Below are 23,234 nucleotides of genomic sequence, written 5' to 3'. Positions count from 1 at the left end.
CAGAAGGAAAAGTGATGAAAAACGTCAATACGATACATAGTGTGAACAAACCAAACGGCAAAGGGTTTACTCGAATCATCAAAGCGACACATTGCTCATATAAAGGCGTGATAGCCGCATGGCAGCACGAATCAGCATTTAGACAGGAGCTTATTATGAGTATAATATTGCTGCCTTTTGCTGTTGTGTTGTCATCATCTATTAGCCATTTATTTTTATTGATCAGTAGTTTGGTATTTATTTTATTTGCCGAAATAATTAACTCAGCTCTTGAGGCGCTGGCTGATGCAGTAACATTAGATCACAATATATTGATTGGTCGAGCCAAAGACATGGGATCAGCTGCTGTTTTTATCGCGTTAGGTTTATTCTCAGCGGTGTGGGGATATGCCATTTACAGTTATTCATTTTAATAATGAGCAGTGTTTAAAGAGTAAACCACAAGCAGTGCTATTTTTGACTTAAAACGATGGGCGGTTACTTTAGGGCGTGTTAACCTTTCGTGATTTATTTTACAGCAGTGTGTTTGGAAATTTCAATCCACAAAGGTTAACACGCCCTAATCATTTATAGGTATTCGCGCTTAGTAAATAAACGCTATACTTGATTAAAACACTCGGGTATTAGATAATCCGATCAATGTAGGAATTGAGGGTCTTGGTATGTCAGAAGAATTACCGATTAAGTTTAGCGATGCAGCTGCGGTTCGTGTTAAACAGTTAATTGATGAAGAAGAAAACCCTGAACTAAAACTGCGTGTTTATGTAACCGGCGGTGGTTGTTCTGGTTTCCAGTATGGTTTTACTTTTGATGAAAAAGCAAACCCAGGCGATTTAGAGATCGTAAAAAATGGCGTCACCTTAGTGGTTGATCCAATGAGTATACAGTATTTGGTTGATGGTGTAGTTGATTACACTGAAGGACTTGAAGGCGCACGCTTTTTTGTTTCTAACCCAAATGCAACAACCACCTGCGGGTGTGGCGCTAGTTTCAGCGTTTAAATCGTTATTTGTATACGAAAGCCGCTTAATAGCGGCTTTTTTATTGCTTAAAATCTATAAAAAGTGGTAAACGCAAAGGTTATTATCGTAAAGCCTTAGATTTTTTATTACACCTAAAAGGAAGCGCTGGGCTGAAAATATTTACTCAGTAGCAAGACTCACAGGCAAAAGTAAATAGTCTGCGTAGGCTGATAAAGTTGTAAATTATAAAGCTTAGTGGCTCAAAATATAAAAACACTGTTATTTTACGGCAAATCAGAACTCGATAAATTGTGCAGCAGCATTTTGAATGATTTAGGTGATTACACTAGCGAAGATTGTTGTGAATAACAATATGATACTAATAGTCACTTATAATGTCTTACGCAGGCGCGGAAGCTTTGCTCGATTTTTACTTATTCTCACATGGATGTGAGCCAGTAGAATAACGCAGGAGCAGTTATCGAGCCCGCTAGGTTATAAACCACGCGCCGCGATTAAATCGCCCCTAGATTGAGCAAATTTCAATCCACAAAGGTCAGCACGCTCTAAAGGTATTACAGATCAATATTGATTTATTTAATAGAACAATCGATTTTGGCACTCCTTCAACATAATAGTCAATACAACGAGCCAGTGCAGTGGCTGTGCAGGGTTTAACCTTTGCCACCGTTTTAACCCTTATTTTACTCATTTCTTTTTAATGTTACGCGAGTGTAGTTAAGTGGAAATTGACTAAGTCACTCACTATTTATGGTGAGTGACTTGTATCATTAAAATAAAGAAACTTAATACAAGGGTCGAAAATACTAATATGTATATAAACCCTTTTTTTCCCTGCTTGATTGGGACACCATTTTTGTTAAGAAAAAAGTACCAAATAACGCATAGGATAATAGGTAATAAAAACAGTAAACGAAACATTTCTTGTTCTCCGAGTTAAATATGTATTTTTGTTTGATTTTAAGTTGTTGATTTTTAGTGTTTAAATTTATTATCCTAAAAATAGTTTCATTATATAAATAATTTGTTACATTAAAGAGGAACGAATCATTAAATAGGTCTATTGTTGCTCATTTTGCAACTCATGTATTTCTTGTAATAACTCGTTCCTGTAAAAGGTTCTTTTTTGAAATTAGTTATTTCACATGAGTCTGAATAGTATATAATGTATCCAAGAGTGAGACGGGCAAAATTTCACTTTTAGACTAAATTAATTTTAAATCATCTAGTAGGAGATGTTTTTTATGATGGGTAAAACAGTTTCTTCAGAAGAAAACTCAAGATTGACTAAGTGGCTAAAAAGCAAACGCCATGAGAAAGGTCACACTATGCGTAGCCTGGCACAAGTACTAGGTACTCCGCATTCATTTATTGGTAAAATCGAAAATCAAGAGCGTCGCTTAGATGTAATTGAATTCTTGCGCTATTGTGATGCGTTAGAAGTTGACCCATATGAAGGGTTAGGTTTACTAAAAGAAGATCAGTTATAAAAGCTTAGCGCGTTGTTAAGCTGTTTATAATAGAAGTGCAAGGATGCACAGTATTTGTTTAATCCTTGCCCCATGTTATTTTAATTATCACCACATCTAAATTATCGTTCCGCTTTTACTATGATAACTGTTTTCTAATTGATAGAGCTTATGTCTTATTAGGTATAAGAATATTAATGATGGTAGTACCATCAACGCCGTTAGAATAAAGAATAACGACCAATTTCCACCTAACCAATCATCAATCACTACACCACTGTAACTTGAAAGTAAGGTGCGCCCTAAATTCCCCAATGATGCTAATAATGCATAGTGAGTGGCACTAAATGCACGATCGCATAGCATAGATATAAACGCTACCATAGCGACTAGCGACCATGCTTGAGTGAAGCCATCAACAATAATAGCCATCGCATATAAGTGCTCTTGTGGGCCTGCTAGTGCGATCCATGAGAACATGAGGTTAGACGCTGCCATTGCAACACCACTAATAAATAAGCCTTTTACGATCCCGTATTTATGGTTAAAAATACTGCCTAAAAACGCAAAAACAATTGTAATTATGCCTGTTCCTAATTTTGAGTAGTTTGCTATTTGTGTATTAGAAAAACCAACTTCTTTATAAAACACGATCGACATACGCGCTAAAAATGCTTCACCAATTTTAAATAAGAAGATAAAAGCAAGTAAGGCGAGCGCTGTTTTTACGCCATTGCGTGCAAAGAAGGTTTTAAATGGGTCGATCACAGTGACAGCCAACCATGCAAATATTTTTGACATATGGTTGTCGTGAGTGGATGCCAGTTTTGCTTGATAAATGCGTTCAAGCTCAGCGTGTACTGCTTCGCGGTTCGATTTCGGCTCTTTAGCCCAAAAAACACAACTCATAAGTAGCAGCATTAACCCTGCTAAAAAGTAATAGACTTGTGGCCAGCCAATATTTGGCATATCAGCCATATAAAATGGAATTGCACCGAGTAGTGCATAACCACTCCACCATCCTGAGGTTGCCATAGCCGCAGCCGCAGTTGCTTTATGGCTTTCGTTTTCATCGAGGGTATCTATACGAAAAGCATCAATAGCGATATCTTGAGTGGCAGAAGCAATGGCAATGAGTAAACATAAAGCCGCAGCGATACCTAAATGCGCCGTAATATCGAGTCCCGCGAGCAAGATGACGCCAAGTAAAATAAAACACTGGCAAAATAAGATCCAACTGCGTCTTTGACCGAGCCAGTTATAAAGTAGAGGAAGTTTGACTCTATCGACCAAAGGGGACCATAAAAAGTTAATACTGTATGCGCCAAACACTATACCAAATAGACCGATCATACTTCTGCTAAGGCCCTCATCTTTGAGCCATGCTGACATAACAGAGCCGATGAGAACCCATGGAAAGCCGCTACTCATACCAAAAATGAATACGTTGATCAGACGTTTGTCTTTAAAGTAAGAAAAATATTCAGAAATAGATAAGTTGCTTTTCATAACGCCTTCATTGGCAAAGTTGTAGGGGCTGTGAGCCCCATGATTAAGTATTACAGAGGAGTGGGCTCTAATACGGCAATATTTAAAATAATAATGGGCTCTTTAGGCACAAAATCATAACCAATTTTTTCATTAAAACCGGTTTCAACTTGCATAATTTTATCGAGTGTTTCGTATCCATCCATCACCATGCCAAATACTGAAAAACCCCATTCTCTACCAGGGTTTAAATGATCATTATCATCCATATTGAAAAAGAACTGGCGAGTCCCTGAGTGTGGCTGACGATCTTGATAAGCCATAGCAATGCTGTACATATCGTTTTTTGAACCGTTACCGCTTTCGTTAAAAATTGGCTCACCTTCATAAACGCCATCGTACTCTTTATCGTAGCCACCGCCTTGTATTACAAAGTCACGTTCGTTTTCAACGTCACGTTCTACTCGGTGGAATACAGTGCCTTTATAGCTGCCGTCCATTACATAGGTGAGAAAGTTATTAACTGTAATTGGCGCTTTTGAGCGATCCATTTCAATAATTACTTTTCCCATTGTGGTCGTGATTTCCACGCGTGGAAACATATTATCTTTTTGCACAAAACGTCCCTCAGTCGCAGCAATGGGGTTTTGACTAAACACTAATAATGCACATAATAAAAATAGACGTTTCATACTTAACCTTCTAAAAATGCGAGTAATTCAGGATCTGATACCATGCGTGTTATTAACTGCACAGTCAACTTATTGAGCTGACCTTCAACTTTAGCTCTGTCGTGACTTAGTGGGCCATCAAAATTGGCTGTACCGCGGTAAACTTTACTAAAATTACTATCGCTACGAATAACTCGCACGCCTAATTCAACTTTTGCATTGCTAGTGTGAGAAACCATTTTTTCGCTCACAACGGCTTGCAGGGTATGAATATCCACTTCAAAACGCGTGGTTGCAAGGTTCGAAATGCTGGCACCATTACGACTTAATGCGCTATCTAAGGCACTTTTTAATGATGCAGTCAGCCCTGGGCTGGCAATAGTTTGAGTTTTGTCTGATTTGATTAACTTTAAGGTGGCTGGATCGCCACGTAAATCAATCACACTGGTGCTCACGCTATTATTTATTGAGCTTAATTTCCCCCCTTGATAGACCGGGTTTAAGATCATCTGGTTAGGCTGACTACTACAGGCCGACAGTGCTAATAAAGCACAGCAAGGCAAAATGTATTTCATCACTTTTATAACATTCCATCATTTTTGGTTGCACTTAATACGACAAACTTTTTATTTGAACCGAGCAACTGACAATTACCAAACATGCGATTTAGTTTATCGTGATAGTCTAAATGGCGATTACCAATAATGCGTAATTCACCGCCATTTTTTAACGTATCTTTGGCTTGTTTAAACATTTGCCATGCGATGTGATCGGTAACCGCTTGCGCTTGATGAAAAGGCGGATTACATAGCACGATATCAACACTTTCACGTTCAAAACCAGTTAAGCAATCGTTTTCGATGAATGCACATTGTTCAAACTTGTTTTCCATATTTAGCTCAACGGTTAAGCGTGCTGATTCAACAGCCATATATGACTCATCAACAAACGTGACTTCTGCATTAGGGCAGCGTGATAAAGTCATTAAACCAACAACACCGTTACCACAGCCCAAATCAATAATACGTTTAGCTTTATTGGTTTGCGGTAAGTAATCAAAAAAGAATCTTGCACCAATATCCAGCGAGTCACGAGAGAACACATTCGCATGATTACTAATGGTAAAATCAGTTCCCTCAAGAGGCCAGCTCACAGGGAAGTCTGCAGGCTTATAACCGCCTTGTGCTTGGCTAATTACCAAACGTGATTTTTTCACAGCTAAACTGGTTTTTGTTTCACCAATAAATTGTTCAAATGCTTTAATGGTCGAGTTATGTACATCTTTCGTTTTAGCTGCACCAATAACCGGTGTTCCTGGTGCAAGCACTTCACTGAGTTCTGATAGCTGGTATTGTAAAAAAGCTAATGTGCGCGGCACTTTTAAAATAACTAAGTCAACTTGTTCAGGCAAAGCAGATAAACTATCTAGTTGGCTAAATGTTGTGCTTGGAATTTTATTTTCTGCTAAATTATATGCCGCTGCTTGGTGACTAATATAAGAGTCGTTTACTGAACAAACTGTTAACTGTTGTTTGCTAAAATAACAAGATAACGCGCCAAAGCTATCATTTAGGATCAGCAAAGATCGACAATCAGGATAATGCTCCGTAACATAGTCAATTAGGTACTCGTCAGCAGAATCCCAAGCTTGTAAGCTGCGATTTTTTTGATCGAGAGGAAAACGTTCAAGAGTAAATTTTTTATCGCCGAACTGTGCTTGCGTGGTCATAATAGTTAGTGATCAGTAATCAAATGATAGGTAAATTCTAACATGCAACGGCCAAACGCCAACCCCCAACAGTTACCAAATGGCTTTTCTTATCAAAGAATGACGCTGAGTGCGCAAAAAAGTCTCAATTTATTCTATCATTTACAGCAAAATTTACCTTGGCAACAACCTAGTACAACAGTATATGGACGAACAGGCCCAATACCGCGCTTACAATGCTTTATCAGTGATAATGAGATTGAATATGGGTACTCACACAGTAAATTAATTATCGAGCCTTGGCCTGTTATTTTATTAGCTATGCGAGAACGTTTAGAGCGTCATTTAAAGCAGCCTTTAAATTCATTACTTGTTAATTATTACCGCGATGGTTGCGATACGATGGGCTGGCACAGTGATGACGAAATTGAACTAGGCCCAAAGCCAACAATCGTTTGTGTTTCACTTGGCGCCGAGCGGGTGCTAAAGCTTAAGCATAAAGCGACAAATAAAGTAACTGACTTAAAGTTACACAGCGGCAGTACTTTAATAATGCATGGCGATAGTCAGCGTGATTACCAACACGCCATACCAAAACAAACAACCTTAGCTCACCCCCGTATAAGTTTGACTTTTAGATACATTTTACCAACGCCTAGCTAGCCAATTTATAGGCTTACTTGTTATAGTGAACCTATAAACATGTTTTTAAGTGACTAATTATGTCAATGCAACAGCAAATTGAAACCAAACTAGCAGATGCGATTGCTTGCAAGCATCTAAATGTAGTGAACGAAAGCCACATGCATAGTCGTGGTACTGACTCTCATTTTAAAGTTATAGTAGTCAGTGAAGAGTTTAGCGGTAAGCGTTTGCTGCAACGTCATCGTCAAATTAATGAGATTTTAAAAGATGAGTTGGCTAATCATATTCACGCATTGGCAATTCATACATTTACACCGACAGAATTTAGTGAACATAACGGCCAAGTTGCTGACTCGCCAAATTGTTTAGGTGGATCAAAATTAGATTAACGGCCAGGTCTGAGAGTAACTATTACTGATCAGACCTGTATTTTTACAATTAGCCTTTAAACTAGCGCTAATTTTTATTGAGATAGATATAGGATGATCAATGGTCATTAAGCCTAAAATTCGCGGTTTCATCTGTACTAACGCCCACCCAGTAGGTTGTGCAGAGCACGTACAAGAACAAATTAACTATGTAAAACAGCAAGGCGCATTAAAAAATGCACCTAAAAATGTGTTAGTTATCGGTGCGTCAACAGGCTATGGCCTTGCATCTCGTATTACTGCTGCATTTGGTGGCGGTGCTAAAACATTAGGTATCTTCTTCGAAAAAGAAGGCACAGAGCGTAAAACAGGTTCAGCTGGTTGGTATAACACCGCTGCATTTCAAGCCGCAGCTGACGCTGAAGGCTTATGGTCTAAAAATATTAATGGCGATGCGTTTTCAAACGAAATCAAACAAAAAGCGATTGATACAATTAAAGCTGATTTAGGTAAAGTTGATCTAATCATCTATAGTCTTGCATCTCCTCGTCGCACAGATCCAAATACAGGTGAAGTATATTCTTCAACACTTAAGCCAATTGGGAATGCAGTTACGACCAAAAACTTAAATACATCAAAACGTGAAATTGACGACATTACAGTCGAGGCCGCAAATCAAGATGATATCGACAACACGATTAAAGTGATGGGTGGCGAAGATTGGGAAATGTGGATAGAAGCACTTAAAGAAGCTGACGTTTTAGCTGATAACTTTAAAACCAGTGCTTATACATACATCGGTAAAGAATTAACGTGGCCAATATATGGTCATGCGACAATTGGTAAAGCGAAAGAAGATCTAGATCGCGCAACAGTTGCTATTAAAGAGTCAACCAAAGCATTAAATGGCGAAGCATACGTATCATCATTAAATGCGGTAGTAACGCAAGCAAGTTCTGCTATTCCTATTATGCCGCTTTATATCTCTGCTTTATTTAAAGTAATGAAAGCGGATGGAACATATGAAGGCACGATTGAACAAATTCACGCATTGTTCACTGAAAATTTATATGGCGAGTCACCACGTTTTGATGACGGTGGTCATTTATTCCAAAACTACAAAGAGTTGGAAGATGATGTTCAAGCCCGAATTCAAACAGTATGGGATTGCGTAACAACAGAAACAATTGACGAATTAACTGATTACGTGGGGTACCACAATGAATTTTTACGTTTATTCGGTTTTGGTATCGACACAGTTGATTACGAACAAGATGTAGATTCAGTAGCACCAATCGCAAACATGATAGATTGATCAATAATCATGAATAGAAAAGTCGCTTAGGCGACTTTTTTGTCTTTAAGTTTTAATTTTTGATTAATTGCTGTTTAATTTTCATCCTACCTCGCAAGCAATAGCACTTTGGTCTATATTGAATTTTATTCAAATGCATCTATTGAGCTAAATAAGCGCTCCTGTCGTATAAATTTCATATTTAGACTCGCATAGTGACCCTGATTGATGTTAAAATTCGGGCAATATATGTGAGAAGTTTTTTACTGCGTTGCTTGTCTTGTAATTTGACAGGTGGTTCTTTGTTATCTTGAATTTAGCTTGAGATTACTAAAAGAAGCGACGTGGTTGGTTCGATTTTTCAGTTTCTTTCCGTTAATGTAGTGCAAGTGCGTATGATCAACATAAAAAAAGGTCTGGACTTACCCATAGAGGGCGCACCTCAGCAAGTTATTCATGATGGTTCTACCGTCAAACGTGTAGCTGTGCTAGGTGAAGAGTTTATTGGTATGCGTCCAACCATGCATGTTCGTGTGGATGACCAAGTTAAAAAAGGCCAGGTACTTTTTGAAGATAAAAAGAACCCAGGTGTATTATTTACTGCCCCAGCTTCTGGTACAGTAAAAGAAATTAATCGTGGTGCAAAACGTGTGCTGCAATCTGTCGTTATCGAAGTAAACGCCAGTGAGCAAATCACCTTTGACTCTTTTTCGGCTGAGCAGCTTTCGAGCCTCGATCGTGAAAAAGCCAAAGAAGTACTTATCCAGTCTGGTCAATGGACAGCACTACGTGCTCGCCCATTCAGCAAAGTTGCCGCTGTGGATGCAAATCCTAGCTCTATCTTTGTTACTGCAATAGACACTAACCCTTTAGCTGCAGATCCTGCGGTTATTATTGCTGAGCATGTGCAAGCATTCGAAGCCGGTTTAGCTGTTGTATCGCGTTTGACCGATGGTAAAGTATTTGTTTGTAAACAAGCAGGTAGCCAAGTACCTAGTTCATCAATTCCTCAAGTAGAAGTACATGAGTTTGGTGGCGTACATCCGGCTGGCCTTGTTGGCACACATATCCATCACTTAGACGCTGTTTCTGCTAGCAAACAAGTTTGGCATATTGGTTACCAAGACGTTATCGCCTTTGGTAATTTATTCCTTACTGGTGAAATCTTCACAGATCGTGTTGTTTCGCTTGCTGGTCCGCGTGTTAAAAACCCACGTTTAGTGAAAACTCAATTGGGTGCAGCATTAGATGATTTAGTTGCTGGCGAATTAGAAGATGGTGATAACCGTGTTATTTCTGGTTCGGTATTAGCGGGTGCTACTTCTGCTGGTCCGCAAGCATTCTTAGGTCGCTACCATGTTCAAGTATCTGTATTACTTGAAGGTCGTGAGAAAGAGTTGTTTGGCTGGATCCGTCCAGGTAGTGATAAATTCTCTGTGACACGTACTTTCTTATCACACCTTACGCCGAGTCGTTTGTTCAAAATGACAACGTCAACAGGTGGTTCAAAGCGCGCCATGGTTCCACTTGGTAACTATGAGCGAGTTATGCCTTTAGATATTCTACCTACGCTATTATTACGTGATTTAATTGCACGTGATTTAGATGGTGCAATTTCTTTGGGTGCGCTTGAACTTGATGAAGAAGATTTAGCGTTATGTACCTTCGTTTGTCCAGGCAAATACGAGTATGGTTCAATCCTACGCGATTGCTTGACTACGATCGAGAAGGAAGGCTAAGAGATGGGTTTAAAGAAATTTCTAGAAGATATCGAGCCGCATTTTGAAGCCGGTGGTAAACATGAAAAATTCTATGCGCTGTATGAAGCAGCTGCAACTATTTTTTATACCCCGGGTTACGTAAATAAAGGCGCGACACACGTTCGTGACAACATCGACCTAAAACGCATGATGATTTTAGTGTGGATGGCGACGTTCCCTGCAATGTTTTTTGGTATGTTCAATATCGGTCATCAGGCCGCTGGTGCATTAGCACAAGGTTTTGAGCTAGCAAATACTTGGCAAGTTGGCCTGTTCCAGATGTTTGGTGGTGAATTAACCGCTGCTTCCGGCTGGGGCGCTAAAATGTTTTACGGAGCCTGTTTCTTCCTACCTATTTACGCAGTAACATTTGCTGTAGGTGGTTTTTGGGAAGTTATATTTGCTTCAGTGCGTAAGCATGAAGTTAACGAAGGTTTCTTCGTAACCTCTGTTTTATTTGCACTTATCTTGCCTGCAACCATTCCTTTGTGGCAAGTTGCACTAGGTATTACATTCGGTGTAGTAATCGCTAAAGAAATTTTTGGTGGTACTGGTCGTAACTTCTTAAATCCTGCATTAGCTGGCCGTGCGTTTTTATTCTTCGCATACCCTGCACAAATCTCAGGTGACACAGTATGGACAGCAGTAGACTCGTTCTCTGGTGCAACTATGCTAGGTCAAGCGTTTGTTGGTTCTCTTGATTACAGCAACATAGCTCTTTGGTGGGATGCGTTCTACGGTTTCATTCAAGGTTCAGTCGGTGAAACATCTACCCTTGCAGTGATGATTGGTGGCTTGTTCTTAATCTACGTTCGAATTGCTTCTTGGCGCATTGTGCTAGGTGTATTCTTGGGTATGGTTGCAACAGCATTCTTATTAAATGCAGTTGGATCTGACACTAACCCTGTATTTGCAATGCCTTGGCATTGGCACTTTGTACTTGGTGGTTTTGCTTTTGGTATGTTCTTTATGGCGACAGACCCAGTGTCAGCGGCATTTACAGATAAAGCAAAATTTGCGTATGGCGCACTAATTGGCGTAATGGTTGTAATGATCCGTGTAATTAACCCTGCATTCCCAGAGGGTATGATGCTAGCAATCTTATTTGCTAACTTATTTGCACCATTATTCGATCACTTCGTAGTGCAGGCTAATATCAAGCGGAGGTTGGCACGTAATGTCTAGTAATAACGAATCAATCGGCAAAACGCTATCTGTTGTTGTAGCACTATGTTTAGTGTGTGCAATCATCGTATCGTTTGCTTCAGTTCAGCTTCGCCCATTGCAGCAAGCTAACAAAACGCAGGATATTCAAAAGAATATCTTAGCAGCAGCGGGTATCGATGCTGTTGAAAATATCTCTGATACTTTCAATGCAAAAATCGAAGCGCGTGTTGTTAATATGAAAACTGGTGAGTTTGTTGACACTGACCCAAATACTTTTGATTTCGAGAAAAGTAAATTTGACCAAAAAATTAGTTTTGCACTAAAAGCAAACGGTATCAAAGATATCGCAGGCATTCAGCGTATGACTACAGAGTCACCAGTTTACATTTCTAAAAAAGCTGACGGTTCAACTGATGCAATCATTTTACCTATCCAAGGCTATGGTCTTTGGGGTGTTATGTATGGCTTTGTTGCACTTGAAAGCGATGGCGAAACAGTTAAAGATATTAACTTTTATAAGCATAATGAAACACCTGGCCTGGGTGGGGAAATTCAAAACCCACAATGGACTGCTTCATTTCAAGGTAAAGCATTACCCGTTGATATAGTAAAAAGCGGTGCTAAAAATGAACATCAAATTGATGGTCTATCAGGTGCAACTTTAACCTCAAACGGTGTTGATCATGCAATTGACTTCTGGACTGGTGAAAACGGCTTTGGCCCTTTCCTAGCGAGAGTACGTGAAGGAGCATTGAAATAATGGCTGATACAAAAGAAATGAAATCGGTTCTGTTTGGTCCGGTCTTTGCTAATAACCCGATTGCGCTCCAAGTTCTCGGTGTTTGTTCTGCGCTTGCGGTAACATCTAGCTTAAAAAATGCATTAATCATGTCAATTGCATTGACCTTGGTAACGGCTTTTTCAAGTTTATTTATCTCAATGATCCGTAACCAGATCCCGTCATCTGTACGTATCATCGTGCAAATGACTATTATTGCGTCATTGGTAATTGTTGTTGACCAAGTACTACAAGCGTTCTCTTATGCTACGGCAAAAGAGCTATCTGTATTCGTTGGCCTAATCATTACTAACTGTATCGTAATGGGTCGTGCTGAAGCATACGCGATGAAGTCGCCGCCACTTATGTCGTTCCTTGATGGTATCGGTAATGGTTTAGGCTACTCAGTTGTGCTACTGACAGTTGGCTTTATTCGTGAGCTATTTGGTAAAGGTACATTGTTTGGTGCTGAAATCATCCCTCTTGTACAAGATGGTGGTTGGTATCAACCTATGGGTCTATTGATTTTACCGCCTAGTGCATTCTTCATCATTGGTTTATTCATTTGGGTACTTCGTACTTATAAGAAAGACCAAGTAGAAGCGAAAGGGTAAGGGGCAGACTGTGGAACATTATATAAGTTTATTCGTAAAAGCAGTTTTCATTGAAAACTTAGCTTTAGCCTTCTTCCTAGGTATGTGTACTTTCCTTGCAGTATCAAAGAAAGTAACAACGTCTATCGGCCTAGGTGTAGCAGTTATCGTGGTACTGGGTATCTCAGTACCAGTTAACAACTTGGTTTATCATGCAGTTCTGGCACCTGGTGCACTTGAGTGGCTTGGTTACCCAGAAGCGGATCTTAGCTTCTTACGTTTCTTGACATTCATCGGTGTTATTGCAGCACTTGTACAAATTCTTGAAATGGCATTAGATAAGTTCTTCCCAGCACTTTATAACGCGTTAGGTATCTTCCTACCATTGATCACAGTTAACTGTGCAATCTTTGGTGCAGTATCTTTCATGGTTGAACGTAACTATAACTTCACTGAATCAGTGGTTTATGGTATCGGTTCTGGTGTGGGTTGGGCGCTGGCAATTACTTTACTTGCTGGTATCCGTGAGAAAATGAAGTATTCAGACGTGCCAGACGGCCTACGTGGTTTAGGTATTACCTTTATCACTGTTGGTTTAATGGGTCTTGGCTTTATGTCATTCTCTGGTATTTCACTTTAATAGGTAGCGAGGATAAATCATGAGTTATGAGATTTTCTTAGGCGTTGGTGTTTTCATCGCTATCGTTGTACTGCTAGTTTTAGTCATCATTGGTGCTAAATCTAAGTTAGTTGCAAGCGGTGACATCATCATCGGCGTAAATGGCGATCCAGAGAAAGCCATTACAACATCAGCAGGTAGTAAGCTATTAGGTGCACTATCTGAGTCAGGTATTTTCGTATCATCTGCATGTGGTGGCGGTGGCTCTTGTGGTCAGTGTCGTGTACACATTCACTCTGGTGGCGGCGATATCTTACCAACTGAACTTGATCACATCTCTAAAGGTGAAGCCCGTGAAGGCTGTCGTTTAGCGTGTCAGGTAAATGTTAAAAACGACATGGAAATTGAACTTGAAGAGTCAATTTTCGGTGTTAAAAAATGGGATTGTGAAGTTATCTCTAACGATAACAAAGCAACGTTCATTAAAGAGCTTAAACTACAAATACCTGATGGCGAGTCAGTACCGTTTCGTGCCGGTGGTTATATTCAAATTGAAGCCCCTGCACATCACGTTAAATATGCTGATTTCGATGTACCTGAAGAGTACCGTGGCGATTGGAACCATTTTGGTTTCTTCAAGCTGGAGTCTAAAGTAGACGAAGAAACAATTCGTGCTTACTCAATGGCTAACTACCCAGAAGAAGAAGGCATCATCATGCTTAACGTGCGTATCGCTGCGCCGCCTCCAAGAGACTTAAGCTTACCTTGTGGTAAAATGTCATCGTACATTTGGTCACTTAAAGAAGGTGATAAAGTAACTATCTCTGGCCCATTTGGTGAGTTCTTTGCAAAAGATACTGACGCTGAAATGGTCTTTGTTGGTGGTGGTGCTGGTATGGCGCCTATGCGTTCACATATCTTTGACCAACTTAAACGTTTGAACTCTAAGCGTAAGATGAGTTTCTGGTATGGTGCACGTTCTAGACGTGAAATGTTCTACGTTGAAGATTTTGACGGCTTAGCCGCTGAAAACCCTAACTTTGTATGGCATACAGCGCTTTCAGATCCACAACCAGAAGATAACTGGGAAGGCTATACTGGCTTTATCCATAACGTGTTATTTGAGAACTATCTTAAAGAACATGAAGCGCCGGAAGATTGTGAGTTCTACATGTGTGGTCCTCCAATGATGAACGCTGCTGTTATCACTATGTTGAAAGACTTAGGTGTTGAAGACGAAAATATCTTATTAGATGATTTCGGTGGCTAACACCCATATCAAAACAATTTAGTTTTGGTTAGAATATCAGCCTCGTAGTAACTAATGCTACGGGGCTTTTTTATATTTAAAATTTAACCTGAGTAGGCTGCTATGAATAGAGTTTTTCACCCGCAGGCATTAATTGCCATATTTTTTCTTACTCTCACTTTACTCATATCTGGTTGTGGTAAAAATGAGCCGCAAGAGTTATACCTTGAAGGTAAAACGATGGGCACAACTTATCACATTAAAGTATTTGCCGAGCAAGAAAAACTAGCCTCGCTTAACTTGTTGCCTGAAGTAACACAGTTATTGAAAGACATTAATTTATCCATGTCTACGTACATTAAAGACTCTGAAATAAATCAATTTAACCGTTTACCAGCAGGCGAAGTAATGCCTATCAGTAGTGACTTTAGAGCTGTAGTCAGTGAATCAATTCGCTTAGGGAAATCAACTAAAACCCTTGATGTGACTATGGGACCATTAATTGATTTATGGGGTTTTGGCCCTGATAAAAAGCCCACTAAGCGACCAACTAATGAAGCACTGTTAGCAATGATTGCTAAAATTGGTGTTGATAAGTTGATATTAACAGATCAAGGTTTAGCTAAATCAATCGATGGCTTAGCGCTATCATTTTCTGCCACAGCAAAAGGCTATGGTATTGATAAGGTAGCAGAGTTACTAGAGAGCCATGGCTTAACGAACTACATGGTTGAAATTGGCGGTGAGCTTAGAGTTTCAGGTAAAAAGCCTAATGATCTAGATTGGCGTATCGCTATTGAGCAGCCTGATACCGAGCTCGGTGTTCGCAAAGTACATAAGGTTTTGGCTCCAGGAAATAATGGTATTGCTACCTCGGGTGACTATCGTATTTTTTACGAAATGGAGGGAGTGACTTACAGCCATTTAATCGATCCAGTAACGGGTATGCCAAGTCGTCATGATCTTGTTTCTGTGACCGTGTTACACCCATCAGCAATGACCGCAGATGGCCTTGCAACAGCATTGACTGTAATGGGGATGGAAAAAGCAAAAGCTTATGCACAGGAGCATGATTTACCCGTTTATCTGATTGCTAAATCAGAAGATGGCTTAGTCACTTATTCTAGCCCTGCATTTAAACCCTATTTGTAGCGCGGTTTAAATCAGTTTATAATACAGTCAGCCCAGCAACTTGTTGGGTATTATTTTATTGCTGATCAATAGGGGCTAAGCAATGTCACTTTTTCTTCTTACTTTTGGTTTACTACTTTTAATCGTCGCTGCGATGGCTGTGGGTATGGTAGTACAAAAGAAATCTATGGCCAGTAGTTGTGGCGGTCTTGGCTCTGTAGGCATTGATAAAGCCTGTGATTGCGATGACCCATGTGACAAACGTAAAAAGCGTATGGCAAAAGAGCAAGTTTGGAAAGAAAACCAAATATTATAAGCTGTGGCAGATAAAACTACAGATTTAAAAACGCCTTTAAAAGGCGTTTTTTGTTTTACTTGCACATTTAACGACCACACCTCAATCAATATCTAAATCGCTTTTAAGTCCAATGACACTCGCACCTTCAGGTAACTTGGGTATCTACGAGTACATCAACTTACCGTTGTAAAACCTGATTAAAGCGAGTATCAATATATTTTCATCAAATTAGCAATACTTACTTTATTGATTAATATTAGGTTATTTTTTATTTCTTCTCTAATTATCGTAGCCTTATTTTGACTTAGCTTAAAATTACCTTTCCAGCTTGTCGGTTCAAACTCAAGAAAACTAAGTTCTTGATACATAATATTACGGTGTTGTTGTGGTACATCATTAAGCTGCCATATCGGGTTTTCATTCGGTGTAAATTCTTGCTCAAAGTGACTTGTAAGCCGTTCCATTACTGACTCCTTTTGACTAAACGTCTGAATGATATGTACATTGGCTGTGACTAAAACAGAGGAATATAACCAGCTTGGTAATGTTTTATTCTTTGAATAGGAGGGGGATAAATAGCAGTCATCACCTGTGAACAGTAAATTCACAGGTTGACCATCAAGCAATGAAAGAGGGTTATATTTAGCAACATGACCAATAAATATATCGCGTTGAGCATCAAATAATAATGGTATGTGGCAAATATCATTCAGGCTACATTGCTTATTAGGCATTAAAACGCTGGCTAACGGGTAAGTATTAACAAGAGCATGTAACTGTTCGATATTAGGTTCTTGAAAGTGAGGAGCAGGGTACATATTATAACTTACCTTCTAGTTGTAATTTTATAGCGGCCCATTGCTCATCAATGATGCTGAACTTGGCGGTGTTTCGGTATGAGCCATCAGTAAGTCGCCTATCTTTATAGCTAATGCCTTCAAAGCGGGCACCTAGTCGAGCAATTGCGTTACGGGATGTGATGTTTTTTTCATGGGTATTAAACGCAACACGTACCAACCCTAAAGTTTCAAATGCGTAACGCAATAGCAAATATTTGGCGTGGGTGTTTATGTAACTACGTTGAAAATTTTTACTAATAAATGTGTGGCCAATTTCAGCAATGTCATTTTGACTATCTAATCTGAATATGCGTGTAGTGCCTACAACGTGCTTTGAAGCTTTATCAATAATGGCAAAGACTACTTGTTCTGTAGGGTTAAACTGTGCGGTATTGATAAACCAATCATATAGAGTTTCTGTCGTTCGAGTGTAATTCATTAATACCCAGCGCCATACTTGTGGATCTTGCCCTGCAAGGCTTAAACCTTTTAAATGAATGTCGCGTAGCGGTTCCAAAATAACTTTATTAGTTTGATGTGTTTGCTGAGTAAGCATAAAGCGCCTTATTATTGGTTATTGCAGACTATTTAAAACAAATAATGTACGCTTATTTGGTCATGTTAAAACAACCAGTTTTTAGTTTTTTGATAGACCAGTTTTAGCGTGAAAGGATTATGTGAACAGTTATACGGAAGGAATAAAGTATGCAGCCACTTGATATTAAATTGGATTTGCCAGGCAAAGCTAAGTATCTGCAATTAGCACAGGGATTGCGAACAGCAATTATTAACGGGGATGTTGCACCTGCAAGTAAGCTTAGCTCCGTCCGAAAAATGGCGGATATATACCAGTTAAATCGTCATACGATTATGAATGCACTTCAATTATTAGTTGCTGAGGGGTGGCTAATATCAAATGAGCGCTCAGGGTATCGGGTGACAGATAGTTTACCTATTCAAAGCAGCATTGGCGTAAAAACTGCACCCGCCTTGCAGCCTACACCTTATCAATTCGCTAACACACTTGAAGTGCCTAGCGTTGGTATGGATTTAAATGCTTATAAATATAATTTTGCAGGGGGGCTACCTGACTTAGCAAGTTTCCCTCAAAAAGAGTTTAAACGTGCAATTAGCCATGTGTGTGATCATATCGACATTAGTAAATTACACTATGGAGAAGTAAGCGGTTGCGCTGAACTAAAAGTACAGATTAAAGAATATTTACATAAAACACGTAACTTAGATACGGACGATATTCTGATCTGTAATGGCTCACAAGAGGCATTATTTTTAATCGCTAAAGCATTTATAGCAAAGGGCGATAATATTGCTGTTGAAACGCTAGGATACCCACCAGCAAGAAAGGCATTTGCTGCATGTGGCGCGCAATTGGTCGATATAAAGCAAGACGATGAAGGCTTATGTGTCGATGATTTAAAAGCCCAGCTTATGCGATTCCCAATAAAGATGCTGTACTTAACACCGTTGCATCAGTACCCGACCACAGTGACTTTATCGCCAACACGGCGCTTACAGATTTATCAGTTGTGTTATTCCCATAATGTGATGATCATTGAAGATGATTACGACCATGAATTTCACTATCGCTGTCAGCCATTACAACCTATGGCTGCGGATGACCCTGCCGGCATTATTATTTACGTATCGACGTTTTCAAAAATTATGTTCTCAGCAGCGCGTATTGGCTATATCTGCGCAGCCCCTGAAGTGATAGCGCAATTAACCGCCTGGAAGCAGCTGATGAATCATAAGAACGATGTAATTATGCAATTAGCTGTCGCACATTGGATGAAAGAAGGCGGGTTTGAGCGCCATTTAAAGCGTATGACCAAACTGTATAAACAACGCTATGAAGCGATGGATAGCTACTTAATGCAGCTTCAAGCACAAGGTTATCCTATTGAGTACATAAAACCCGACGGCGGCATGGCAATGTGGGTAAACTTTAATAAAAACACCCAGCATTTAAAAGCACAATTAGCAAAGCAAAGTGTTTACTTGCAAACCGAAGTCGAGTTTTACTTTGCTAATTCAGTGCGCAGTTTAAAGCCCATAAACTATAGCAATGCCCGGCTTGGCTTTGCTGGGCAATCGAATGAAAGTATGCAGCTAGGCCTATCACTTATTATACAACAGACCTATAAGCGCTAAAATGTTTTAACAGTCCCGGCAGTAGTCAATGCTCAACATTAAGGCAACAGCAGCTCTTTGATTACAACTAAGGTTGCATAACAGCTGTCATTTTTTGTTGCTATGATAATTTAAAATCATGCGTTATTTTTTGCAATTGTTTGCTGAGTTGATCCAGCTCTATACTCGCAGCGGATACTTGATCAGCTCCTACCGCGTTATCAATAGCAGCTTGTTTTATCGAGTCAATGTTATGGGTTATCTCTTCAGACATACTGCTTTGCTCATGCGCTGCTGTTGCAATGATTTCAGCTCGACGAGCTATATAGTCTATTTGTTCAACACTCTGTTTTAATAACTCAGCACTGTGATTTGCTGTTGTAATCGTTGATTCTGTGGCATCTATAGATTTATGTATTTCAACAACGGCTTGTTGTGTACCTGCTTGCAGTAATTCAATCATGTTTTCTATATCGGCTGTTGAATTCTGTGTTTTTTTAGCTAGTTGTCTAACTTCATCAGCAACAACGGCAAAACCTCGACCATGCTCTCCTGCTCTAGCTGCTTCAATGGCTGCATTAAGTGCTAAAAGGTTTGTTTGGTCTGCGACAGAACGGATAACCTAAAGTACTTTATTAATCGTTTGTGCGTTATCCTCGACGCGTTTGATCACTACTTCCGTATTATTTATTGTATGCTCAAGTGAACTCATTTTTACAATTGTTTGTTGTAAATGAACATCTGCAGAGTATGTTGTTTCTTTAGCTTTAATACTTAAATCAGCCACAGCGCGAGCATTTTCAGATACTTCTTCAATAGATGCGTTTGTTTGTGAAATAGCATTGGCAACATGTTCAATGCTTGCATGTTGTTCTTGTAAGCTTGCATTTGATTGAGTACTTGCAGTACTCGTTTGCGCTGCGGTGGATGCAAGTCTGTCAGTTGCTTGGGATATTGTGCTTATTGTTTGGTGCAAATAGGTATTCATTTTCGCCATAGCACCGTATACACCAATCTTAGGAGTATCTAAATCAAACACCTGACTTAGATCACCGCTTGCGATGCGTTTACTGATTATCTGCATTTGTGCAGGCTCACCACCGAGGGGTTTAATAATAGAGCGAGTAATACTCAGTGCGGCAATAATTACGACAGCAAAGGAAAGTAGGGCAATGATGCTTATTATCCAATATAAAGAATAAATAGGAGCGAATGCTTCAGCTTCATCTATTTCGGCAAGTAGAACCCAATTTAATCGCTCAAATTTAAAGGGTTTAAAAGCGGACAGAACAGGGTTACCGTTATAATCCATAATCATTTTCGTGTTTGTATGGCCTTGAAGGGCATTATGAACTGCAACGGTATCTACGCCATTATTTTTTACGTTACCGGCAAAGCTAGCAACAACAGAGTGGCCTATTGGATCTAGGTAAGAGTCCGAACGCATTAATAAATCGTCACCGACTAAGTATGACTCACCTGTTTGCCCCATTCCATCACGTGTTTGCATAATATTATTAATTGCGTCAATGGATAGTTGCAGTGCAATAACAGCAACGACTTCGCCATTAATTATAACCGGTTGACCAATAAATGCCGCAGGCTCATCGTTACTCGGTGCATATTTTGAAAAATCAATTATTTCAAATGAGCGAGTTCTTAAAGTTTTGTTGAAAAGTGTTGCTAGGCCTGAAGTTTTATATGGCCCAGTTGTAAGACTAGTTAAATAATCAGCCTCCTTTGTTACTGTGTAATCTATAAAGCCCGTGGGGCTAATTAAAAATAAATCATAATAACCTTTATCAGTTATAAACCCATCGAACCACGGATGATTTAATGCAGCAAGCTCTGATAGTGATAAGTTGGAATTATGCTTGGATAGGCTTTCAAAATTAGTTGTTAATAAGTTCAGATCTGATTTTGTGGTTTTAAAATAATCTTGAAGTTGATTGCTTTTGATATGACTTATAGATGAAAGTTGGTTATACGTTTGTTTTTCTAATGCTTGGGCAGACAGATATAAAGATAATATCGATACAATGCCTGCTGGGAGCAAACCTAAAAGCAAAAAGGAAAATAATAATTTAGTTTTAATAGCCATTGTTGTACCGATTATCGATGAGCATCGCGTGAATTTACACGACTGTCCCTCTTTTTATAACAATCTGTACATTATTATTGTAAATGAACGTTAATGGTTTTTTTAAGTGTTTGATTTATAGGTTTATAGTCTTAATTCAGAGGCTTTTAAAGTCGTATAACTACTTTAAAAGCTTTTGCTTATATTTTACTTAAAAAGTGATTAAGCTATTGAAAATCTTCACTATCAAAATACAACGGCTTTAAAGTGCCGCAGTTAACAAATTTATATGTGAGTTCACTTTCTTTCGGTATACGTTTAGATGTGCGGAACTTTTGCATGCAGGCATTAGTTAAGTCGGCAAAAATGAGGTGATTAAAACTCGGGGCTTGGGTAATTTTGTGGATGTAAATTCGTTCACTATTTTTAAGAGTGATCATATCGTATTCTTGCCATTGAGAGGATTCTGCCAAGTCTGTGAGTTCGCGTGCGTAAAGTTGTTTACTCATAACGATTGCTCTATCTGAATAAACTAAATTGCCACCACGCTTGTAATGACCTTCATAAACATCAGCTGTAATTGTTATCTCTTCACCACGCATTAAATGTTGAATATTAAATGGTTTTGGTTTGATGGTGATGAGATCAGCGTCACGCACTAGGCTTAAAAAAGCAACATCAGGATTATCAATTTGATATACCACTTGAACATCATGAGGCAGTTTATACGTCGGTAGGCTAATAGCAAAAATACGTGAGCCATGATTCACAAGAACCATAGCATGCTCTGCACTGTAAGCGGGGTTCATTGGTGGGAGTTCTTCTTTTACAACTTCTTCTTCGGCGGTAGTAAAAGTACTCATAAAGGCAAATAATAAAATAAGCGGCAGTCGCATAGTAGTCTCAATCAATATATTAATTTAAATTGTAGTAAAAAATCGCTGTAAAAGCTGCTTTTAGTCACGTGTTTTGTAAGTCTTGAATGTTTATTTAAAAACGCGCAGCCTGCTCTACAACAATAGCATGACGTTTTGCAAGGCGCAGGTGATCTCTGTCATAACCGCCGCCAATGACAGTAGCCACCGGCGTATTATGTTCTATACAGCGTTTTAGTACTAAATTGTCGCGTTTTTCTATGCCTTGCCAACTAATATCAAGTTTACCTAAACCATCTTGCTGCCACACATCCACACCTGCGTCATAAAGTACTAAATCAGGGTTAAGCTCTTTTAGTAAAAAGCGCAACGTATCATCAACAATACCTAAGTATTCGTTGTCTTGCATATTATTAGCTAAACCAATATCTAGGTCGCTCGCTGATTTACGAAACGGGAAATTCTTTTCACAATGAATAGAGCACGTATAAGCATAAGGTTGATGCTGCAACATCGCGGCAGTACCATCACCTTGATGTACATCAAGATCAAAAATAAGCACGTTGGTAATTTCACCAGATTGTATAAGCGTTTGCGCGGTAAATGCTAAATCATTCACCATACAATAGCCTGAACCAAAGTCAGTATGCGCATGATGCGTGCCCCCAGCTAAATGACAAGCAATACCGTGTTGCAAAGCAAGACGTGCGGTTTTTAAAGTGCCTTGCGGGGCGGTGAATGTGCGCGCCATTAACTCATGTGACCAAGGCAGCCCAATACGGCGCATGGCTTTTTCATCCAATCGGTTATACCAAAGATCATTTATATAGTTATGACAATGGATCAGCTCAAGTGCCTCTGGTGTGCCTAATTCAGGTTTAACTAAATTATTAGTCACTAAGCCGAGTTGTTTAACATAGTCGTGTAAATGCGCAAATTTACTCATCGCAAAGCGATGTTTAGGATCAAAGTTAAATGAGTAGTTTGAATGGTATACCAAAGGTAAATCTGGGTTTAAAGTCATAACGGCGCTATGTAATCAGTTTACGCTATGGTAATCAACAAATC

Annotated in this window: 25 protein-coding genes; 15 read left to right on the top strand and 10 right to left on the bottom strand. The window is 39.3% G+C overall.

Going from position 1 to position 23,234, the window contains the following annotated elements:
• The first annotated feature begins 14 nt into the window (after nucleotides 1-14).
• From ACJJVX_RS17815 to ACJJVX_RS17805, 3 genes are all read left to right on the top strand, one after another.
• Entirely contained in the window at nucleotides 15-413 is a 399-nt protein-coding gene (locus ACJJVX_RS17815; RefSeq protein WP_054205617.1) for a diacylglycerol kinase, read from the top strand.
• A gap of 249 nt (nucleotides 414-662) precedes the next feature.
• Complete coding sequence (gene erpA, locus ACJJVX_RS17810; protein ID WP_054205543.1) at nucleotides 663-1,001, top strand: iron-sulfur cluster insertion protein ErpA; 339 nt, start codon at nucleotides 663-665, stop codon at nucleotides 999-1,001.
• 1,226 nt (nucleotides 1,002-2,227) lie between these two features.
• Nucleotides 2,228-2,473: a helix-turn-helix transcriptional regulator gene (locus ACJJVX_RS17805; RefSeq protein WP_054205544.1), complete on the top strand. Its 246-nt coding sequence runs from the start codon at nucleotides 2,228-2,230 to the stop codon at nucleotides 2,471-2,473.
• Nucleotides 2,474-2,569: 96 nt separating this feature from the next.
• Here the strand turns inward: ACJJVX_RS17805 and ACJJVX_RS17800 are convergent, their stop codons facing one another.
• The 4 genes from ACJJVX_RS17800 to ACJJVX_RS17785 are packed head-to-tail and all read right to left on the bottom strand — an operon-like array spanning nucleotide 2,570 to nucleotide 6,340.
• Nucleotides 2,570-3,961, bottom strand: coding sequence for an AmpG family muropeptide MFS transporter (locus ACJJVX_RS17800; RefSeq protein ID WP_405632716.1), 1,392 nt, complete (start codon nucleotides 3,959-3,961; stop codon nucleotides 2,570-2,572).
• A 50-nt stretch (nucleotides 3,962-4,011) separates the two neighbouring features.
• Nucleotides 4,012-4,632 carry a peptidylprolyl isomerase gene (locus tag ACJJVX_RS17795; protein ID WP_054205546.1) on the bottom strand — a complete coding sequence of 207 codons (621 nt, stop codon included), beginning with the start codon at nucleotides 4,630-4,632 and terminating at the stop codon, nucleotides 4,012-4,014.
• A 2-nt stretch (nucleotides 4,633-4,634) separates the two neighbouring features.
• Nucleotides 4,635-5,186 carry a YajG family lipoprotein gene (locus ACJJVX_RS17790; protein ID WP_212760619.1) on the bottom strand — a complete coding sequence of 184 codons (552 nt, stop codon included), beginning with the start codon at nucleotides 5,184-5,186 and terminating at the stop codon, nucleotides 4,635-4,637.
• Nucleotides 5,187-5,191: 5 nt separating this feature from the next.
• A complete protein-coding gene (locus ACJJVX_RS17785) occupies nucleotides 5,192-6,340 on the bottom strand; it encodes a methyltransferase (protein WP_054205548.1) in 1,149 nt (382 codons plus the stop codon).
• A 42-nt stretch (nucleotides 6,341-6,382) separates the two neighbouring features.
• Here ACJJVX_RS17785 and ACJJVX_RS17780 point away from each other — a divergent pair, with 42 nt between their 5' ends.
• The 11 genes from ACJJVX_RS17780 (at nucleotide 6,383) to nqrM (ending at nucleotide 16,239) form a co-directional block, all read left to right on the top strand.
• Nucleotides 6,383-6,982, top strand: a complete 600-nt coding sequence (locus tag ACJJVX_RS17780) for an alpha-ketoglutarate-dependent dioxygenase AlkB (RefSeq protein ID WP_054205549.1) — start codon at nucleotides 6,383-6,385, stop codon at nucleotides 6,980-6,982.
• Between the two features lie 59 nt (nucleotides 6,983-7,041).
• Nucleotides 7,042-7,353: a BolA family transcriptional regulator gene (locus ACJJVX_RS17775; protein ID WP_054205550.1), complete on the top strand. Its 312-nt coding sequence runs from the start codon at nucleotides 7,042-7,044 to the stop codon at nucleotides 7,351-7,353.
• A gap of 100 nt (nucleotides 7,354-7,453) precedes the next feature.
• Nucleotides 7,454-8,647, top strand: coding sequence for an enoyl-ACP reductase FabV (gene fabV / locus ACJJVX_RS17770; protein ID WP_054205551.1), 1,194 nt, complete (start codon nucleotides 7,454-7,456; stop codon nucleotides 8,645-8,647).
• Nucleotides 8,648-9,021: 374 nt separating this feature from the next.
• The gene (locus ACJJVX_RS17765; RefSeq protein ID WP_054453923.1) at nucleotides 9,022-10,365 is read left to right on the top strand and encodes a Na(+)-translocating NADH-quinone reductase subunit A; all 1,344 of its coding nucleotides are present in this window, start codon (nucleotides 9,022-9,024) and stop codon (nucleotides 10,363-10,365) included.
• 3 nt (nucleotides 10,366-10,368) lie between these two features.
• Entirely contained in the window at nucleotides 10,369-11,571 is a 1,203-nt protein-coding gene (locus ACJJVX_RS17760) for an NADH:ubiquinone reductase (Na(+)-transporting) subunit B (protein WP_054205552.1), read from the top strand.
• Nucleotides 11,564-12,313: a Na(+)-translocating NADH-quinone reductase subunit C gene (locus ACJJVX_RS17755; protein ID WP_054205553.1), complete on the top strand. Its 750-nt coding sequence runs from the start codon at nucleotides 11,564-11,566 to the stop codon at nucleotides 12,311-12,313. The genes ACJJVX_RS17760 and ACJJVX_RS17755 overlap by 8 nt, the downstream gene beginning before the upstream one ends.
• Nucleotides 12,313-12,945: an NADH:ubiquinone reductase (Na(+)-transporting) subunit D gene (locus tag ACJJVX_RS17750; protein ID WP_054205554.1), complete on the top strand. Its 633-nt coding sequence runs from the start codon at nucleotides 12,313-12,315 to the stop codon at nucleotides 12,943-12,945. The genes ACJJVX_RS17755 and ACJJVX_RS17750 overlap by 1 nt, the downstream gene beginning before the upstream one ends.
• 10 nt (nucleotides 12,946-12,955) lie before the next feature.
• The gene (gene nqrE, locus ACJJVX_RS17745) at nucleotides 12,956-13,564 is read left to right on the top strand and encodes an NADH:ubiquinone reductase (Na(+)-transporting) subunit E (protein WP_054205555.1); all 609 of its coding nucleotides are present in this window, start codon (nucleotides 12,956-12,958) and stop codon (nucleotides 13,562-13,564) included.
• 19 nt (nucleotides 13,565-13,583) lie between these two features.
• Nucleotides 13,584-14,813, top strand: a complete 1,230-nt coding sequence (gene nqrF, locus ACJJVX_RS17740) for an NADH:ubiquinone reductase (Na(+)-transporting) subunit F (RefSeq protein WP_054205556.1) — start codon at nucleotides 13,584-13,586, stop codon at nucleotides 14,811-14,813.
• Nucleotides 14,814-14,915: 102 nt separating this feature from the next.
• Nucleotides 14,916-15,944: an FAD:protein FMN transferase gene (locus ACJJVX_RS17735; protein ID WP_054205557.1), complete on the top strand. Its 1,029-nt coding sequence runs from the start codon at nucleotides 14,916-14,918 to the stop codon at nucleotides 15,942-15,944.
• An 82-nt stretch (nucleotides 15,945-16,026) separates the two neighbouring features.
• Nucleotides 16,027-16,239 carry a (Na+)-NQR maturation NqrM gene (gene nqrM, locus ACJJVX_RS17730; RefSeq protein WP_054205558.1) on the top strand — a complete coding sequence of 71 codons (213 nt, stop codon included), beginning with the start codon at nucleotides 16,027-16,029 and terminating at the stop codon, nucleotides 16,237-16,239.
• A 191-nt stretch (nucleotides 16,240-16,430) separates the two neighbouring features.
• Here the strand turns inward: nqrM and ACJJVX_RS17725 are convergent, their stop codons facing one another.
• Nucleotides 16,431-17,039 carry an FMN-binding negative transcriptional regulator gene (locus tag ACJJVX_RS17725; protein ID WP_054453687.1) on the bottom strand — a complete coding sequence of 203 codons (609 nt, stop codon included), beginning with the start codon at nucleotides 17,037-17,039 and terminating at the stop codon, nucleotides 16,431-16,433.
• A gap of 1 nt (nucleotide 17,040) precedes the next feature.
• Nucleotides 17,041-17,616, bottom strand: a complete 576-nt coding sequence (locus ACJJVX_RS17720; RefSeq protein ID WP_054205560.1) for a GNAT family N-acetyltransferase — start codon at nucleotides 17,614-17,616, stop codon at nucleotides 17,041-17,043.
• 149 nt (nucleotides 17,617-17,765) lie between these two features.
• Here ACJJVX_RS17720 and ACJJVX_RS17715 point away from each other — a divergent pair, with 149 nt between their 5' ends.
• On the top strand, nucleotides 17,766-19,232 hold the full coding sequence (locus tag ACJJVX_RS17715) for a PLP-dependent aminotransferase family protein (RefSeq protein WP_054453689.1): 1,467 nt from the start codon (nucleotides 17,766-17,768) through the stop codon (nucleotides 19,230-19,232).
• A gap of 100 nt (nucleotides 19,233-19,332) precedes the next feature.
• Here ACJJVX_RS17715 and ACJJVX_RS17710 read toward each other — a convergent pair whose 3' ends face one another.
• The 4 genes from ACJJVX_RS17710 to ACJJVX_RS17695 form a co-directional block, all read right to left on the bottom strand.
• Nucleotides 19,333-19,830, bottom strand: coding sequence for a methyl-accepting chemotaxis protein (locus ACJJVX_RS17710; protein WP_405632980.1), 498 nt, complete (start codon nucleotides 19,828-19,830; stop codon nucleotides 19,333-19,335).
• A gap of 3 nt (nucleotides 19,831-19,833) precedes the next feature.
• Nucleotides 19,834-21,312: a methyl-accepting chemotaxis protein gene (locus ACJJVX_RS17705; RefSeq protein ID WP_405632706.1), complete on the bottom strand. Its 1,479-nt coding sequence runs from the start codon at nucleotides 21,310-21,312 to the stop codon at nucleotides 19,834-19,836.
• 206 nt (nucleotides 21,313-21,518) lie between these two features.
• Entirely contained in the window at nucleotides 21,519-22,187 is a 669-nt protein-coding gene (locus ACJJVX_RS17700; RefSeq protein WP_405632704.1) for a hypothetical protein, read from the bottom strand.
• 94 nt (nucleotides 22,188-22,281) lie between these two features.
• Complete coding sequence (locus ACJJVX_RS17695) at nucleotides 22,282-23,190, bottom strand: histone deacetylase (protein WP_054205564.1); 909 nt, start codon at nucleotides 23,188-23,190, stop codon at nucleotides 22,282-22,284.
• Between the last annotated feature and the right edge of the window lie 44 nt (nucleotides 23,191-23,234).

Source organism: Pseudoalteromonas sp. Ld20, assembly GCF_045064175.1.
GTDB lineage: Bacteria > Pseudomonadota > Gammaproteobacteria > Enterobacterales > Alteromonadaceae > Pseudoalteromonas > Pseudoalteromonas neustonica.
The sequence above is the reverse complement of the archived record's forward strand: the minus strand, read 5'-3'. Positions and strand labels throughout refer to the sequence as shown.